This window comes from Methylobacterium sp. SyP6R, assembly GCF_019216885.1.
Taxonomy (GTDB): domain Bacteria; phylum Pseudomonadota; class Alphaproteobacteria; order Rhizobiales; family Beijerinckiaceae; genus Methylobacterium.
The window spans coordinates 1,751,317-1,766,421 of sequence record NZ_JAAQRC020000001.1; the positions used below are offsets into that span (position 1 = coordinate 1,751,317).

Here is a 15,105-nt window from a genome sequence, read left to right on the forward strand (position 1 = left end):
GCGCTAGGCCGCGGACCTTAACCCGATGTTCTGCTTAATGAAAATCCGTTATGGCTTGACTTGTGAATTATTCACTGGATGCGGGAGAATGAGGGCGCTAGCGTGAAGGCATGTTCATGAGCCGAATAGCGCCCAACGATCCCAGCCGACGGTTCTTCAAGGTGGTCGTCTGCTTCGAGCGGCGGCCTGACGGGGGGTTGCGGGCCTGGAGCGAGGACGTTCCGGAGTTCGTCTTGTCTCATAAGACCATCGATGCGCTGCTGGCCGACATCAAGCCTGCGCTTGAGGTCATCCTGTCAGCCAAATTCGGCGAAGATATTCTTGCGGAGCCGCTCGTCGATTTGCGGGAAGCGCTCGAGGAACGTGGAATCATCGAAAAACGTGCCGAGATGCCCTTGAGTTGGGAATATGTGGCGCATTATGCTCAAGCATGATCCGCTCGCCTTGGCTCGAACGCTCCGAATGGGAAGCCAAACTTCGGAGGAACGGCTGCGAGCCTCTTCCCGGCAAGGGGCGGCTCAACACTGCGGAATGGTGGTGCCGCCCCAGCAAGGGGCCGCCCTTCACGGTTCCGGTCGAGGAGGACGGGCGCAGCGACTTCCGGGCGATCCAGCGGATCTGCGATGCCTTTCGCGATGTGCCGCGTCTGCCACTGGATGATTAGTTCTCCACTCTCTCCCGCGCCGCCAAGGCCTCGATCTCCGCCACCACCGTATCGGCGGCGATGTATTGGAGCATGTGGCCCACGCCCGGCAGCACCACGAGCTTCGCACCGGGCACCTCGCGGGCGAGCGCCCGCGCATGCACGTCGGTCTTCACCACCGGGTCGATATCGCCCGCGATGATGACGGTCGGGGCGGTGATCTCCGGATAGCGCGGGCTCTGCCGCTCCAGGAAGGCGTAGAGCCCGTCGAGATCGCGAAGATTCGCCCCGAAGGTCGAGGGGCGCAGGATCAGCGGCACCCGCGCGCCGTCGAGATAGCCCTTCGGCAGCCCTTGCGGGCGAAACACCACCTCGGCGAAGCGGTCGAGATACGTGAAGCCCAGCGGCGCCGCGACCGTGTAGGTGGCGAGCGTGAGGAGCATCCGCCCGGGGAGCGAGCGGTACCAGCCGGCATATCCCCCAACCGAGCCGCCCGGCCAGGGATGGCTCACCGGCGCCAGCAGTGCCAGGCCGGCGACCCGCTCCGGGTGATCGAGGGCAAGCGCGGTGGCGAGCGCGCCGGACCAGGAATGGCCGACGATCAGGGCGGGGCCGACCTTCATCGCCGCCAGCGCCTCGCCGATCAACCGGGCCTGCACCGCCGGCGAGGCGGCGTCCGGGGTGATGCGGTCGCTGTAGCCGAAGCCGGGCCGGTCGAAGGAGAGTACCCGGAACCCGTCGCCGGCGAGCCGACGGCCGATCGCCTGCATCGGGTCCATGGCGTTGGCCGAGGCCCCGTGCAGGAGCACGACGGTGCCGCGGCTCGGGGCGCCCTCGCCCGGGCCGGCCTCGATCACCGCGAGGTGCCCGCTCTCCACCGCCACGCGCCGGCCCGCCGGGGGATAGCGCGCCTCGACCACCAGGGTGATGATCCAGGTCGCCAGCAGGCCCACGGCGACGAGCGCCAGCACGAATCCGGCCGTGAGGCCGGCGATCAGGGTCAGCACGCGGGAAATCCGTTGTCGAAGCCGGCGCGGAGGCCGGCCGGTCACAGGTCGCGGCCGTCGACGTCGGGGGCGAGGCGCTCGATCGCCTCGTGGACCTTGCCCATGCGGGGATAGATCGCCTCGGCGCGGCGGAAGGCGGCGAGCGCGCGGGCCTTGTCGTCGCTCGCCATGTAGATATGGGCGAGGGCCGCCCAGGCCTCGAAGTGGCGCGGCTCCAGGGTCAGGGTCTTGTGCAGGTCGGCGAGCGCGCTCGCCTGGTCCTCGAGCAGGTAGAAGGCGGTGGCGCGCCGGCTCCAGCCCTCGGCCCAAGCAGGCTCCAGCACGGTCACCCGGTCGAGGAGCTCGACGGCGAGGGGATAGTCCTTGGCCTGCATCGCCTCCGCGGCGCGGCTCGCCAGGAGGTCGACGGTGTCGCTGCCGGAGCGGTCGAGGCGGCGCTCGATCAGCTGGGCGACGCCGCGGGCCTCGGCATCGTCCTTGGCAGCCTTGAGCCGCGCGTAGAGGTCGTCGAGGGTGACGGGCGGGCGCGGCGCTTCTTTCGGCGCATCCTTCGGGGCCGCGGCCACCGGCACGGTCGCCAGAACGACGAAAGCCGGCGCTCCGAGGAGGCCGGCCATCATGCAGATCGGAAGGGAGAGACGGCGCATGCCGGCACTGTCCGGCGCCGGCGCAATCCCGTCAACGCGATGGCTTGCCGCGGCTTGGCGCCGGCAAACCCCACGCCCTTTAGCCCTGGCGGGCCTTGTAGCGCTTCTGGGTCTTGTTGATGACGTAGACCCGGCCCTTGCGGCGCACGAGTTGGTTGTCACGGTGCCGGCCGCGGAGCGACTTCAGCGAGTTGCGGATCTTCATCGGTCTGGTCTCACGTCGGTGCGCCGGAACGCCCGGGCGCGGATGGGGAAACGGGCTCGCGGCATCCGCCCGAAAAGACGAACGCCGACGCCGGGCGATGCGGAGCACCGCCCGTGCGGAGGCGCGTGACTTACCCGGCGGGGGCCTGAAAAGTCAACCGGACCGGGGCGAAAACGTCGCGGCTTTCAGGGCCGGGCGAAGGGCGCGTCCGGTGTTGCGGCCGGCGAGCCGGGGGCCAGCGGTTCGTCGTCGCCGATCACGCTGGTGGTGCCGCCGGGCGGTCCGTCCCAGCCGACGACGCCCATCGGGTTGCTCGGCGTGACGTTCGGGTTCGGCCTGAGCGGCCGGACGCTGCCGGTCACCAGCGGGTCGACCGGTGCCGCGCGTGGGCTCACGGTGATGTCGAGGGCCTCCTGAGCGAAAGCCGGGCCGGCGAGGCCGAGGAGGCCGACGCTCAGGAGGCCGATGCGGGCGAGGGTCGTCGTTTTCATGGAGCTGTCTCCGGGATGTCTCCGTCGTGGCGGCGACGTCGTGCTCTGCGGAATCAAATCCCAGGAGACGGGACCGGGTTCCTGACCCCGACGGCATGCCTGCGGCGCGGCAACATGGACCGGGTCCGACGCGTTGACCGATCCCGGCACGGGCCTAGCTTGTCCGAAACGGGCGCTTCGCCCGCTCGGGAGGGGCGTGATGGCGGGGTCCTCGGTCGCGGTGGTCGGCGGCGGGTTGGGCGGTCTGGCGGCGGCCTGCGTGGCCGCCGCGCGGGGGCACGACGTCACCCTCTACGACAAGAATGCGTGGATCGGCGGCAAGGCCGCGGTGCTGCACGAAGGCGGCTTCCGCTTCGACATGGGGCCGACCATCCTGACGGTGCCCCGCGTGCTGGAGCGGATTTTCGCCGAATCCGGCCGCTCGGTGCACGACTACATGGACCTGCGCCGGCTCGATCCGCAATGGCGCTGCTTCTTCGACGACGGCAGCCGCATCGACCTGATGGAGAACGTCTCGGCGATGGCGGCCGAGATGGACCGCTTCGCCCCGGGCCAGAAGGCCGGCGAGGGTTACAAGCGCTTCCTGGCGCTCTCCGAGCACCTGCACGGCGTTTCCGAAAAATTCTTTTTCTGGAAGCCGGTGCAGGACCTGTTCGACACGATCGACATCCGCGCCAACCTCAATCCCGGTACCCTGCGCGACGTGCTGTCCTTACGCATGCACGCCTCGGTCGCCGGCACCATCCGGGGCAAGGTGCGGGATGCCCGCCTCGCCCAGATGCTCGACCACTTCGTGCAATATGTCGGCTCCTCGCCCTACGGCGCGCCGGCGGTGCTCTGCGCCATCGCCCATATGCAGACCGCGGACGGGGTCTGGTACCCGATGGGCGGCACGCGGGCGGTGGCCGAGGGGCTGATGAAGCTCGCCGGCGATCTCGGCGCCACCCTCAAGGCCCACAGCGAGGTCGAGGGCGTCGCCATCGAGAACGGCGCGGTGAAGGGCGTGCGGGTCGGCGGGAGCGTGGTGCCCTACGATCGTGTCATCTCCAACATGGACGCGGTGCGGACCTACCGCGAGCTGGTCGGCGGCGAGGTCGGGCGCGCTTACGAGAAGCGCAGCTTCGAGCCGGCCTGCTCGGGCGTGGTGCTCTATCTCGGCCTGAACAAGCGCTACGACCACCTCGCCCACCACGATTTCGTGTTCTCGCGCGACCCCGAGGAGGAGTTCGACGCGATCTATCGCAAGGGCGAGCCGGCCCCGGACCCGACCGCCTATCTCGCTGCGCCCAGCATCACCGACCCGTCTGTGGCGCCCGAGGGCGGCGAGGCGCTCTACGTGCTGGTCCACACGCCTTACTTGCGCCCGCACCACGACTGGTCGCAGATGCTGCCGGCCTACCGGCAGAAGATCCTCGACAAGCTGAAGCGCACCGCCGGCATGCCGGACATCGAGGACCGCATCGTCGTCGAGCGCCACCTGACCCCGGCGGACATCCATTCGCGCTACAAGGTGCTCAACGGCGCGATCTATGGGCTGGCCTCCCACGGCCGGATCATGGGGGCGTTCAAGCCCGGCAACCGCTCGCGGGAGGTGCAGGGCCTCTACCTCGCCGGCGGCGCCGCCCATCCGGGGCCCGGCATGCCGATGGTGATGATGTCGGGCTGGATCGCCGCCGATGCCCTCGACCAGGACGCCCGCGGCGGCGGCGAGGCCCTGAAGGCCGCCTCGTGAGCGGGAAACGGGTCCTGCCGTCGGACCCGGTCGCGGCCCGCTCCCCCGCCATCTGGCGCTTCATGGGCGTGTATTTCGCCCGCTACGTGAGGCGCCACCTCAACGCGCTCCGGCTGGCGCAGTGGGGCCAGCCCCCGGCCGCGCCGCAGGCCGGCCCGGTGGTGGTCTACTGCAACCACCCGGCCTGGTGGGACGCCGCCGTCATCATCCTGCTCGCGCAGCGCTTCTTCCCCGCAGCCGAGAGCTACGCGCCGTTCGACGCCGCGATGCTCGCCCGCTACCGCATCTTCTCCCGCATGGGCGCCTTCGGGGTCGACCTCGAGTCGCCCCGCGGTGCCGCGTCGTTCATGGCCGCCTCGCGAAACATCCTCGCCCGGCCGGGCCGGGTGATGTGGATCACCGCGCAAGGCCGCTTCAGCGACGTGCGCGAGCGGCCCCTCGGCCTGCGCCCCGGCGTCGCGCGGCTGGCCGAATTGGCGCCCGACGCCCTGTTCGTGCCGCTTGCCCTCGATTACGCCTTCTGGGAGGAGCGCGGGGCGGAGGCCTGCGCCGCCTTCGGGCCGGGGATCGCGGCCCGCGACCTCCTCGCCCTGCCCCGCCCGGGCCGCCTCGCCCGCCTGGAGGCCGACCTGACCGCGACCCTCGACCGTCTCGGTGCCGACGTGCGCAGCCGCGATCCCGCCCGCTTCACCTCCCTGCTCGACGGGCAGCGCGGGGTCGGCGGCGTCTACGACCTGTGGCACCGGCTGACGGCGGCGCTCACCGGGCGCCGCTTCGTCGCCGGTCACCGCGCGGGCCGGGCGCCGTGACCGTGCTGACGCTCCTCGCGCTGGCCCTGGCGCTGCTGCCGGCCATGCTCGCGCTCGCCAACCTGCTGGCCTTGCGCAAGACGCCCGGTAGGAAGTCCGGCGAGAAGCCCGGGATGCCCGCGCCCGGCGGCCTGGTGTCTATCCTGATCCCGGCCCGCAACGAGGCCGGCAATATCGGCCCGACCCTGGCGGCGGCCTTGGCCAGCACCGGCGTGCCGATCGAGGTCATCGTCGCCGACGATCATTCGACCGACGGGACGGCAACGATCGTCGAGGAGGTCGCTGCCCGCGACCCCCGCCTGCGCTTGGTCCAGGTGCCGCCCCTCCCCTCGGGCTGGACCGGCAAGAACCACGCCTGCCACGTCCTCGGGCAAGCCGCGACCGGGCGCCACCTGCTGTTCATCGATGCCGACGTGCGGCTCAGCCCCCACGGCGCCGCGTCCCTGGCGGGGGCGGCCGCGGCGGCCGGCGCGGCTCTGGTCAGCGGCGTGCCCCGGCAGGTCACCGGCTCCCTCGGCGAGCGCCTGACCGTGCCGATGATCAACTTCCTGCTGCTCGGCTACCTGCCGATCCCGCTGATGCGCACGCTGCGCGATCCCGCCCTCGGTGCCGCCTGCGGCCAGCTGGTGCTGGTCGAGGCGGACGCCTATCGCCGGGTCGGCGGCCATGGGGCGATCCGAGCGAGCCTGCATGACGGCGTGCGCCTGCCCCGGATCTTCCGCCAAGCCGGCCTCGCCACCGACCTCGTGGCGGCCGCCGACCTCGCGACCTGCCGGATGTACACGGATTTCCGCCAATGCTGGGCCGGCTTCTCGAAGAACGCCCATGAGGGCCTGGCGACGCCCCGCGCCCTGCCGGTCTGGACGCTGCTGTTAGGGGGCGGTCACGTCCTGCCCCTGGTCCTCGTCGTCGCCGCGCTCCTCGGTGCCGGCAGCCTGCCCGTCGCCGGGGCAGCCCTCGCCCTCTCCCTGTTCACGCGGGCGGCGATCACGCTCGCCACCCGCGAAGACCCCTGGACGATCCCGCTCCATCCCCTCACCGTGGCGTTGGCGCTGGCCTTGCAATGGAACGCGCTCCTGCGCCCGGCCCGGGCCGGGGTCGCCACCTGGAAGGGGCGCACCTATCCGGCCGGGTGAGTCGATGAGGGAGAGAGCATGACCGAGATCCGCGACCTCGACGGCACCGCGACATCGGCCGCCTACCGCGACCGCACCCTCTCGCCCCGCGAGGCGGTGGCCGATGCGCTCGCGCGCATCGACCGGTTCGGCCCGGACCTCGACGCCTTCGTGCTGGTCGACCGCGATCGCGCGATGGAAGCGGCCGCCGCCTCCGAGGCGCGCTGGGCGCGTGGTGAGCCGCTCGGCCCCCTCGACGGCATCACCTTCACGGTGAAGGACAACATCGCCTGGGCCGGTCACCCGATGCGCCGCGGCTCGCTCACCACCACCGACACGCCCGCCGCCGAGAACGCCCCGATCGTCGACCGGCTGCTGGAGGCCGGTGCCATCCCGCTCGCCAAGACCACGATGCCGGAATTCGGCTGGAAGGGCCTCGGCGACTCGACCCATACCGGCTCGACCCGCAACCCCTGGGATACGCGGACCACCACCGGCGGCTCCTCGGCCGGGGCCGCGGCCGCGGCGGCGCTCAATCTCGGCCTCCTCCATATCGGCACCGACGGGGCGGGCTCGATCCGCATCCCGGCCGCCTTCTGCGGCATCTACGGGCTCAAGCCCAGCTTCGGCCGGGTGCCGGCCTTCCCACCCTCGCCCTTCGGGCCGGTGGCGCATCTCGGCCCGATGACCCGGGGCGTGCGCGATTCCGCCCTGATGATGCAGGCGATCGCCCGGCCCGATTCCCGCGACATGGCGGCGTCGCTTGCCGAGCCGCCGGACTATCTCGCCGGCCTGGAGGACGGGGTGCGCGGCCTGCGCGTCGCCTGGAGCCCCCGACTCGGCTTTGCCGCCACCGTCGATCCCGAGGTGGCCCGTCTGACCGAGGCGGCGGCCAAGCGCTTCGCCGACCTCGGCGCGATCGTGGAAGAGGCCGATCCGGGCTTCTCCGATCCGGTCGAGACCCTGAACGGGATCTGGCTCGTCGGCGCCTGGTGCGTGCTGCGGGCGATCCCGGAGGAGAAACGCGGCCTCGTCGAGCCGGCCCTGAGGGCTGCGGCCGAGCGCGGGCGCGAGATCGCGGCGCCCGACTTCGTCGCCGCCCTCAACGCCCGCGGCGCGCTGTTCACCGCCATGGCGCGGTTCCACCGGAGCTACGACCTGCTCCTGACGCCGTCGCTCGCCACCCCCGCCTTCACGGCCAGCAACCTGACGCCGCCCGACGGACGCTTCGGCGACGACTGGCTGAACTGGACGCCGTTCTCCTACCCCTTCAACCTCACCGGCCAGCCGGCCGCGACCGTGCCTTGCGGGCCGACGGAGACCGGGCTGCCGGTCGGCTTGCAGATCGTCGGCCCGATGGGCGCCGATGCCCGGGTGCTCTCGGCCTCTCGCGCTTACGAGGCGGCCTATCCCTGGCCGGTCCTGGCCGCGCCGCGGGTGACGCATCGCGCGTGAGGGGATCGTCGCGGCCGGTCCCGTCCGGGACGGCCGCCGGCGACGTGACGGGAGCAGCGCTCGATCGCACTGCAATCGAGCGCTGCTCCAGGCCGTTAATCTTGCGACATTGTCTACGCCGAACCGGTGTCCGCTTCGTCGGAAGATGCCCGAGGTGGCCGTACCGGCGGGCCGTCCCCGTCGCGCCTGCGTCCCGTTCAGGTCGAAACGGCCATGTCACGAAGCCGCGAGCGATGCGCGCAGGCTCCACCGGCTCCGAACCGCCCCTGTTCGCCGGCGTTGTTCGACCCTGAGGAAACTCTTCCTTCGCAATCAGGAGATGGTGCCATGAGGCATCTCGTTCTCGCATCCGCGCTCGCTGCCGGTGCCCTCGCCCTGTCCACGGCCGGGGCCGATGCTCGCGGCTTCGGGGGCGGCGGCTTCCGGGGCGGCGGTTTCGGTGGGGGCGGCTTCCACGGTGGTGGCTTCCATGGCGGCGGCCTCGGCGGGGCCGGGTTCCGAGGCGGCGGTTTCGGCGGCGGCTTCCGGGGGGCGGGCCTCGGCGGAGGCTATCGCGGCGTCGGTGTCGGCGGGTACCGGGGCGGCTATGGCGGGTACCGTAGCGCCGGCTTCGGCGCCTATCGGGGTGGCTATGGCGGCTACGGTTATCGCGGGGGCTACGGGCGCGGCCTCGGATACGGCCTCGCCGGGGTCGGCCTCGGCCTCGGGCTCGGCTACGGCCTGTCCAGCGTCGGATATGATGGCGGCTACGGCGGCTATGGCGGCACTTACGGCGGCTGCGGTCCCTATGCCTATTTCGACGACGTCTACGGGACCTGCGTCTCGTACGGTTACGGCTACTGACGCGGGACGCGGCCTCTCCGCGTCATGAGGAGGCCGGGCGCATGCGCCCGGCCAGCATCCGGGGGAAGATCCCCGGCCGCCGCATCCGGGCCGGGATCGGCCTTTCTGCGAAGCACTTCGTTGCACCCGTCAGGGCGCCAGGATGATCTCTGCGAGCGCCAGGGCCTTGGCCAGGGCGGCCTCCGTCTTCGGAGTCGGCGGGGCCGGGACCTGGGCTTCGCGCCGCAGCGCCGCCAGCACGGCATCCCGCGCGTGCGGGTCCCGCTCCGCCCGCTCGCGCAGGAGGGCGGCGACGATCAACTCAAGGGCACCCAGGCGCGCCTCGACGTCGTCCTCGAACGTGAGCGGCGCGCTCATCGGCCCTCCCGGCGCTTCCTTCGCTGACTCACGGTATCATTCCCGCAACTCGTCGATCCGTGCCGCGAGGAGCCGGATCTTGCACGACGAGGCGAGCTGTCCCGCCGCCGAGCCGCCATGATAGTCGAAATCGTAGAGACTGTCGCAGTGGCGCCGGGCATACTCCTCCCAGGCGCCTTGCGCGGCGAGAAAGGCCTTGCGCCAGTTCTCCGCATCCTCGCGGCCGGCGAGGCTGCCGGGGCTCGGCGCCCGTGTGGCGACCGCCGCGATCGTGGCGAGCTTGCGCTCCACCAGGGTCCCGAGCCGCCCGCGCAGCGTCGTGACGGCCTCCTCCAGGCACGCGCCCTTCCGGTATTCCGGCAGATCCTTGCCGGTACAGGCCCGGATCGCCGCCGCCGCGGAGACCGGCTTGTCCGCGGGGGCGGCCGCCGGAACCGCCGCGGCAGGGACGGCCGCGAGGACGAGCGCGAGGCCCGCCGCGCACAGGTCGGGCTTCATCCGAGCCATGGCCCCAGCCAGTCGCCGCCGGCCAGCGCGATGCCGAGCGCCGCGATCGCCGCTCCGGTCAGGAGCAGCAGCACCTGCTCGCGCGACGGCCGGCGGCGTCCGCGCGCATGCCGCCAGGGATTGACCAGTTCCATCCTACTCGGCCGCGGCTTTGCGCGCGCGGCGGCGCGGGGCGGGCTTCTCCTCCGGGGCCTCGGGCAAGGCGGGGGGCGGCGCCTCGGCCGCTTCCTGCGGCACTGCGGCGTCCCGCCGGCGCTGCCCGAGGCCGAGGCTCTTGGCCAGGGCCGAGCGCTGGGCGGCGTAGCTCGCCGCGACCATCGGGTAATCGTGCGGCAGGCCGAATTTCTGCCGGTAATCCGCCGGCGTCAGGCCCTGCGACGTGAGATGGCGCTTGAGCGAGCGGTAGGACTTGCCGTCCAGGAAACTGATCAGGTGGTCGGGCGTGACCGACTTGCGGATTTGCGCCGGGGTCGCCCTTATCTCCTCGACCGCCGGCGCTGCCGGCTGGCCGAGCGCCGCCAGCGAGGCGTGCACCGACGCGATCAGTGCCGGCAATTCCGCTGCCTGAAGATTGTTGTTCGCGACATAGGACGAGACGATGTCGGCCGCGAGGCCGACGAACTCAGACTGCTGCTCCAGGTTGACGTCCGACACGAGGTTCCATCCCGATCTGAGCAACCCGGTTCGTTCCGAGTCGTCCAGGCATATCGGACAAAGCGCGCCGCCATCAAGTGCAACCATGCGACCTTCAAGGAAAAACTGTGTATCGCGGGCGGGGTGTGGTTTCGTCCGACCGGTCTTCTCCCTGCCGTCGCCGGTTGCACCGCGAGTCACGTGCCGCACGGCCGGCCTGTTGCACCGCCTCCGCCCCACATCAGCCTTCCCGTCCTGACAAGGAAACCGGCACGGCCGGGCGCCGGCGCGCCGAAACCTTTCCGGCAATCGCCCCGGCATGGTCTGATCCCCCACGGCTGGCATCCGACCCTGCGTCCTCCACCCTTTCGCGATCGCCCTGCAAGAAGGCCTTGACCGGTTCGGCGAACCAGCCTATCAGCACCGCACCCGAGGCGGTGACGCGCCACCCTGGACAGACGGAGCTCTCCTCTGGTCCACGGCGCTCAATACCTCGATGGGGGATAGTTTAACGGTAGAACAGCGGACTCTGACTCCGTTAGTCGTGGTTCGAATCCACGTCCCCCAGCCAACCGTTTTGCCCGTCAAGTCGATGACTTGGCGGGTTTTTTCTTGCGTGCGGCCGTCACGGGCGGGTCTTGCAATGGTGGCTGCCCGTCATGTGATGGGCGCCGCAGCGCGGACCGGACGATTGTGCCTTACGCCGGGGTCGTGGTTCCCTCCGTCGTCGGACGCGGCCACGAGGATCGCCGTGCCGTCCGGGGTCGGCGGTTCGACATGGTCGACGGACGCTCGCTGGATGTGAATATATTCCTTGGATGAGCGGTCGCCGGGAGTGAGCGGTCCTTGAGGTTCCGGGCCGGAGGACAGTGCCGTCCTTGGCTCGCCCCGAGTCTTGTTGACCGGCGTGGAGCGGTGCGATGCGCGGCCTCGCCGCATGCCTTGTCGGCAGCCGGTCCGGTCCGTGTGAGAGCGAGGCGTTCGACGATCGCTCCGGCAGCGTCCCGCATCCATGCCGGCCGACGTAAGCCTCACGTCGGCCTCGGCGCGGATGCAGGGCGCGGGAGCCCCGCCGACGAGGCGGATGGACGGGCGGGAGCGGGTGAGCGCTCGGCGTGACCGCGGGCCGTCAGCCCACGGCCGCGCGCAGCGAGCGGGCGCAAGCCGAAAGGATCGCCCGTGCCGTGTCCGGATCATCGTCCTGCAGCACGGCTTCGAGGGTGCCGACGGTCTCGGCCAGCAGCTTTTCGCCGTCGGCGACGCCCTGCTTGTGCAGCGCGACCGCGAGCGCGGTGGCCAGGGTGGCGAAGGCGACGCCCACATCCTGATCGGTCATGGGGGGCATCCGAATCTGGCGAAGGAGAAGGGGGATGATGGTGGGCGCGACAGGGATCGAACCTGTGACCCCTACGATGTCAACGTAGTGCTCTCCCGCTGAGCTACGCGCCCATCAACCGGCTTGGCGACGCATGACGCAATCGCCTCGCGACCTGTTCCGGCAACCTTCGAAACCGAGGCGCCATCTGGCATTATATAGACACTCCGGACCATTCGGTCCGGCACCGCTCCGAGGGAAAACCCTGACATTCCGGAGTGGCAATGGTGGGCGCGACAGGGATCGAACCTGTGACCCCTACGATGTCAACGTAGTGCTCTCCCGCTGAGCTACGCGCCCTCGGCGCCGCGTTTGGCGGCTCCGGTGTGAGAGGGCGTATAGAGGCAGTTGCGGCGGGTGACAAGCGGGTTCCTGCGGCAACGCAGTTTTCCATTGCCGGCTCTCGCATGCCGTTCACCCGGCCCGGGCCCACGGCCCCGACATGGCCGTCGCCCGCCGGGCGCTGTTGCGGGCGCGGCCCCGGGCGGCCCGGGCCCTGGCGGCGGGGCTCGGGCTCGAGGTTCCGGCCTTCGACGCCTGGTGGCTGCACCTGCTGGCCTTGCGCGACATCGGCAAGGTCTCGGTCGCGTTCCAGGCCAAGGTGCCGGCGTTCTTCCCCACGCACCGGCCGCCGCCGTCAACGCGCCTCATCGATCCCGGCCATCCGGCGGCGGGCCTGCTGCCTGCTGCAGCCGATCCTCGGGCATCACGGCCGCCCGGTGACGATCCCGGAGATCTGGCAGCCGGAGGACTGGCGCCCCCACTTACCCGCCGGCTTCCGCCGAGGCCGCTCTCGCCTACTGGGTGGCCGTGGAGGCGCTGTTACCGGCGCCGGAACGTCCCACACCCGGAACCCGGCCGCCCAAAGGGCGAGCTGGCCGCTCGCCGATTGGATCGGCTCCAACCCGGCCTGGTTTCCCTGCGCCGCGCCGGAGGCCCACCTCCCCGCCTATTGGGACGAGGTCTGCAGCCGGGCCGAGGCGGCTTTGCGCGCGGCCGGCCTGGTCCCGGCGCGTCCCGGCCCGCGCCGCACCTTTGCGGCACTGACGCGCCTGCCCTACGCACCGACTGCGATCCAGACCTGGGCCGAGAGCGTGTTCGAGAGCGTGTTCTTGCCGGACGGGCCGCTCCTGATCCTGATCGAGGACGTGACCGGGCGCGGCCAGACCGGGGCGGCCCTGATGCTCGCCCATCGCCTCCTCGCCGCCGGCCGGGCCGACGGCCTCTACCTGGCCCTGCCCACCACCGCGACCGCCAACGCCAAGGTCGACCGGATCATGCCCCTCGCCGGGGGCCTCTACGCCGAAGGCGCGCCCGTCCCTCGCCCTGGCCCACGTCCGCGCCGACCTGCACCCGCGCCGACCTGCACCCGCGCTTCCGCGCCGCCGCCGAGGGGTTTGCGGAGTCCGAATCCGGGGCCAGGAGTCGGAGTCGGGCGCCGTCGCCGAGGCCTGGCTCGCCGGAGAGCGCCGCTCGCCGAATCTCGGAATCGGCACCATCGACCAGGTGGTGCTGGCCGTGCTGCCGAACCGCTACGGCACGGTCCGCCTCGCCGGCCTCGCCGGCAAGGTGCTGATCGTCGACGAGGCCCATGCCTACGACGCCTATGTGAGCGCCGAGCTCGTCACCGTCCACGCCGCCGGCGGCGGCACCGTAATCCTCTCCGCCACCCTGCTCTCCGCCGCCAAGGCCAGGCTGGTGACGAGCTGGCGCCGCGCCGTCGGCGCGGCCGGGTGCTGGTGGCGCCCCAGGTCGCCGAGGGCTCCCTCGACCCCGATTTCGACCTCATGGTCACCGATCTCGCGTCGATCGACTCGGCGCTCCGGTGCGCCGGCCGCCTGTGGCGCCACGAGGGGGCGTGGCGCCGGGAGGGCCGCATCCGGCCGATCATCTGCCCTTGTCTCGAAGGGTGAGCGTCATCGAATGGCGTTCCCCGCAGGCCTCAGGCGCAACCCGTCGATGCCGCCTCAATGCGCGTCTAGACGGAGACGGCATCCGGGAGACGGATCCCTCCGAAGATGGAAGGTGCAACATCGTCTCCATGACGGGAGCGAATCATCATGTCGACGAGGTGGGAAATCTTCTCTTTCCAGTCTATATGAAACCCGAATTTGATACCGAGGCGATGGATGTCTTGAGGAATGTAGGGTCCTCCCGTATATGTCAGCTGATTATCGATTTTTACCAAAGATTGGAGACGGCGATCATCGTGCGGAGTGCCGATGATTTTTAAAATCTGCTCTATTATATTTGCAAATATAAATTTTGTTGGGTGATTGTGCGTTATCATAAGAAATTCGTCCTGATACGACTCGCGCATCAGGCCGGAGATGGTCACGTCGAGGGATTTTTCTTTCACTATCAGCTGGTCGATACAGTCGTGAAATCGACCGACGCTTCCAAGATCGTTTCCGTTCTCGATTTCTGCGATGACGGCCGCTGCGCTCTCGGTTCGATCGAGAATTTTTGCAATTTCTTCGTGCCCGTAAATTTCTCCATATGAAAATTTGGGAGACATCGGCGCGTAACCAATGATGGTTATGCCGGAGATGAATATATAAGGTGCGGTAATGATTGGTTTCTGCGGAAAATTTGATCTTAGCTGGTGTGTCGACAACAGCCCATGCGTCTCATCCAGATGCTGACAAGCAATGATATCGGATGATTGCAGATGTTTATAAATTTCTTCTGCTCCTAGAAAGTCTCCATTTCTTACGTTGTCGCTAGCATGGATCGATTCGCAATTTTCGCAAACAATAATTATGTAATGTGATACGGCGGCGAGCTGACAATTCCCAAAAATGCAATTTTCATTCTTCGCCTCCAAAAATTTCAGATGTCGGGAAAAACCACTGAATGTCGTGCCGAACCGATAGCCGAGCTTCGCCAAATTTCGATCTGATTCGCCCCGGGAGGCCAGACGAGGTTCCGTCATCTCCACCGCGGATATCCTCGTGTGAGAACCCAGCGTGTAGCACGACGGTCCGGCGGTAGGGAACGAGGCCTGTGTCGAGGCAGCGGGAGAGGCGCGGTCTCGACAGGAGGCGCGCGAGTCCGGCCCGACACGCGATCCGGTCACCCGGTCGGACATCCGGCGAGCCCGTGCTCCCGGCAGGCGCGGGGATGGACTCTTGCCAGCCACGCCGCCCCCCTGCTACACGGGCCGCCATACGGATCGATCTAACCAATTGATTTCATTGGTGATGATGGCGCTGCCGCCCGGGTGGCGGCCAGAGGCGCGAGGACAGGTGACAGCCCAGACCCCTTCCCCTTCCGTGCCCCCTCA

General features: G+C 69.7%; 18 protein-coding genes, 3 tRNA genes and 1 pseudogene. 10 read left to right on the plus strand and 12 right to left on the minus strand.

Going from position 1 to position 15,105, the window contains the following annotated elements; all coding sequences use genetic code 11:
• The first annotated feature begins 116 nt into the window (after positions 1–116).
• Both HBB12_RS08035 and HBB12_RS08040 read left to right on the plus strand, forming a co-directional pair.
• The gene (locus tag HBB12_RS08035) at positions 117–434 is read left to right on the plus strand and encodes a hypothetical protein (protein WP_236988865.1); all 318 of its coding nucleotides are present in this window, start codon (positions 117–119) and stop codon (positions 432–434) included.
• Complete coding sequence (locus HBB12_RS08040; protein ID WP_236988866.1) at positions 431–664, plus strand: hypothetical protein; 234 nt, start codon at positions 431–433, stop codon at positions 662–664. Before HBB12_RS08035 ends, HBB12_RS08040 begins: the two co-directional genes overlap by 4 nt.
• Here the strand turns inward: HBB12_RS08040 and HBB12_RS08045 are convergent.
• The 4 genes from HBB12_RS08045 to HBB12_RS08060 all read right to left on the minus strand — a co-directional run bounded on the left by HBB12_RS08045 (position 661) and on the right by HBB12_RS08060 (position 2,993).
• A complete protein-coding gene (locus HBB12_RS08045) occupies positions 661–1,650 on the minus strand; it encodes an alpha/beta fold hydrolase (protein ID WP_236988867.1) in 990 nt (329 codons plus the stop codon). The genes HBB12_RS08040 and HBB12_RS08045 overlap by 4 nt on opposite strands.
• A gap of 41 nt (positions 1,651–1,691) precedes the next feature.
• Positions 1,692–2,297 carry a tetratricopeptide repeat protein gene (locus HBB12_RS08050; protein ID WP_236988868.1) on the minus strand — a complete coding sequence of 202 codons (606 nt, stop codon included), beginning with the start codon at positions 2,295–2,297 and terminating at the stop codon, positions 1,692–1,694.
• A 79-nt stretch (positions 2,298–2,376) separates the two neighbouring features.
• The gene (ykgO, locus tag HBB12_RS08055; RefSeq protein ID WP_012334921.1) at positions 2,377–2,502 is read right to left on the minus strand and encodes a type B 50S ribosomal protein L36; all 126 of its coding nucleotides are present in this window, start codon (positions 2,500–2,502) and stop codon (positions 2,377–2,379) included.
• A gap of 185 nt (positions 2,503–2,687) precedes the next feature.
• Positions 2,688–2,993: a hypothetical protein gene (locus HBB12_RS08060; protein WP_236988869.1), complete on the minus strand. Its 306-nt coding sequence runs from the start codon at positions 2,991–2,993 to the stop codon at positions 2,688–2,690.
• Between the two features lie 199 nt (positions 2,994–3,192).
• Here HBB12_RS08060 and HBB12_RS08065 point away from each other — a divergent pair, with 199 nt between their 5' ends.
• The 5 genes from HBB12_RS08065 to HBB12_RS08085 all read left to right on the plus strand — a co-directional run bounded on the left by HBB12_RS08065 (position 3,193) and on the right by HBB12_RS08085 (position 8,947).
• Positions 3,193–4,725, plus strand: a complete 1,533-nt coding sequence (locus tag HBB12_RS08065) for a phytoene desaturase family protein (protein WP_442919239.1) — start codon at positions 3,193–3,195, stop codon at positions 4,723–4,725.
• Positions 4,726–4,787: 62 nt separating this feature from the next.
• Entirely contained in the window at positions 4,788–5,534 is a 747-nt protein-coding gene (locus tag HBB12_RS08070) for a lysophospholipid acyltransferase family protein (RefSeq protein WP_236992696.1), read from the plus strand.
• 44 nt (positions 5,535–5,578) lie between these two features.
• Positions 5,579–6,670 (plus strand): glycosyltransferase family 2 protein, encoded by a 1,092-nt coding sequence (locus HBB12_RS08075; RefSeq protein WP_236992697.1) that lies wholly within the window; start codon positions 5,579–5,581, stop codon positions 6,668–6,670.
• Positions 6,671–6,688: 18 nt separating this feature from the next.
• Positions 6,689–8,104, plus strand: a complete 1,416-nt coding sequence (locus tag HBB12_RS08080; protein ID WP_236988871.1) for an amidase — start codon at positions 6,689–6,691, stop codon at positions 8,102–8,104.
• 327 nt (positions 8,105–8,431) lie between these two features.
• Positions 8,432–8,947 (plus strand): hypothetical protein, encoded by a 516-nt coding sequence (locus HBB12_RS08085; protein ID WP_236988872.1) that lies wholly within the window; start codon positions 8,432–8,434, stop codon positions 8,945–8,947.
• Between the two features lie 129 nt (positions 8,948–9,076).
• On the opposite strand, the gene HBB12_RS08090 is transcribed toward HBB12_RS08085, so the two are convergent.
• Genes HBB12_RS08090 through HBB12_RS08105 form a run of 4 tightly spaced genes read right to left on the minus strand, consistent with a single transcriptional unit; the run spans position 9,077 to position 10,465 of the window.
• A complete protein-coding gene (locus HBB12_RS08090; protein ID WP_236988873.1) occupies positions 9,077–9,304 on the minus strand; it encodes a hypothetical protein in 228 nt (75 codons plus the stop codon).
• A gap of 36 nt (positions 9,305–9,340) precedes the next feature.
• Positions 9,341–9,811: a lysozyme inhibitor LprI family protein gene (locus tag HBB12_RS08095; protein WP_236988874.1), complete on the minus strand. Its 471-nt coding sequence runs from the start codon at positions 9,809–9,811 to the stop codon at positions 9,341–9,343.
• Positions 9,799–9,945, minus strand: coding sequence for a hypothetical protein (locus HBB12_RS08100; RefSeq protein ID WP_236988875.1), 147 nt, complete (start codon positions 9,943–9,945; stop codon positions 9,799–9,801). The genes HBB12_RS08095 and HBB12_RS08100 overlap by 13 nt, the downstream gene beginning before the upstream one ends.
• A gap of 1 nt (position 9,946) precedes the next feature.
• Positions 9,947–10,465 (minus strand): Ros/MucR family transcriptional regulator, encoded by a 519-nt coding sequence (locus HBB12_RS08105; protein WP_236988876.1) that lies wholly within the window; start codon positions 10,463–10,465, stop codon positions 9,947–9,949.
• Between the two features lie 476 nt (positions 10,466–10,941).
• On the opposite strand from HBB12_RS08105, the gene HBB12_RS08110 reads away from it, so the two are divergent.
• Positions 10,942–11,015 (plus strand) — tRNA-Gln (locus tag HBB12_RS08110).
• 558 nt (positions 11,016–11,573) lie between these two features.
• On the opposite strand, the gene HBB12_RS08115 is transcribed toward HBB12_RS08110, so the two are convergent.
• From HBB12_RS08115 to HBB12_RS08125, 3 genes are all read right to left on the minus strand, one after another.
• Complete coding sequence (locus tag HBB12_RS08115; RefSeq protein WP_236988877.1) at positions 11,574–11,780, minus strand: hypothetical protein; 207 nt, start codon at positions 11,778–11,780, stop codon at positions 11,574–11,576.
• A gap of 38 nt (positions 11,781–11,818) precedes the next feature.
• A tRNA-Val gene (locus HBB12_RS08120) sits at positions 11,819–11,893 on the minus strand.
• Between the two features lie 151 nt (positions 11,894–12,044).
• Positions 12,045–12,119: transfer RNA gene (locus HBB12_RS08125), tRNA-Val, on the minus strand.
• A 142-nt stretch (positions 12,120–12,261) separates the two neighbouring features.
• On the opposite strand from HBB12_RS08125, the pseudogene HBB12_RS34460 reads away from it, so the two are divergent.
• Both HBB12_RS34460 and HBB12_RS34465 read left to right on the plus strand, forming a co-directional pair.
• Positions 12,262–12,387, plus strand: a pseudogene (locus tag HBB12_RS34460) (hypothetical protein); the annotation flags it as partial.
• 709 nt (positions 12,388–13,096) lie between these two features.
• Entirely contained in the window at positions 13,097–13,732 is a 636-nt protein-coding gene (locus tag HBB12_RS34465; RefSeq protein ID WP_442919348.1) for a hypothetical protein, read from the plus strand.
• A gap of 65 nt (positions 13,733–13,797) precedes the next feature.
• Here HBB12_RS34465 and HBB12_RS08140 read toward each other — a convergent pair whose 3' ends face one another.
• Positions 13,798–14,961 carry a WcbI family polysaccharide biosynthesis putative acetyltransferase gene (locus HBB12_RS08140; protein WP_236988880.1) on the minus strand — a complete coding sequence of 388 codons (1,164 nt, stop codon included), beginning with the start codon at positions 14,959–14,961 and terminating at the stop codon, positions 13,798–13,800.
• Between the last annotated feature and the right edge of the window lie 144 nt (positions 14,962–15,105).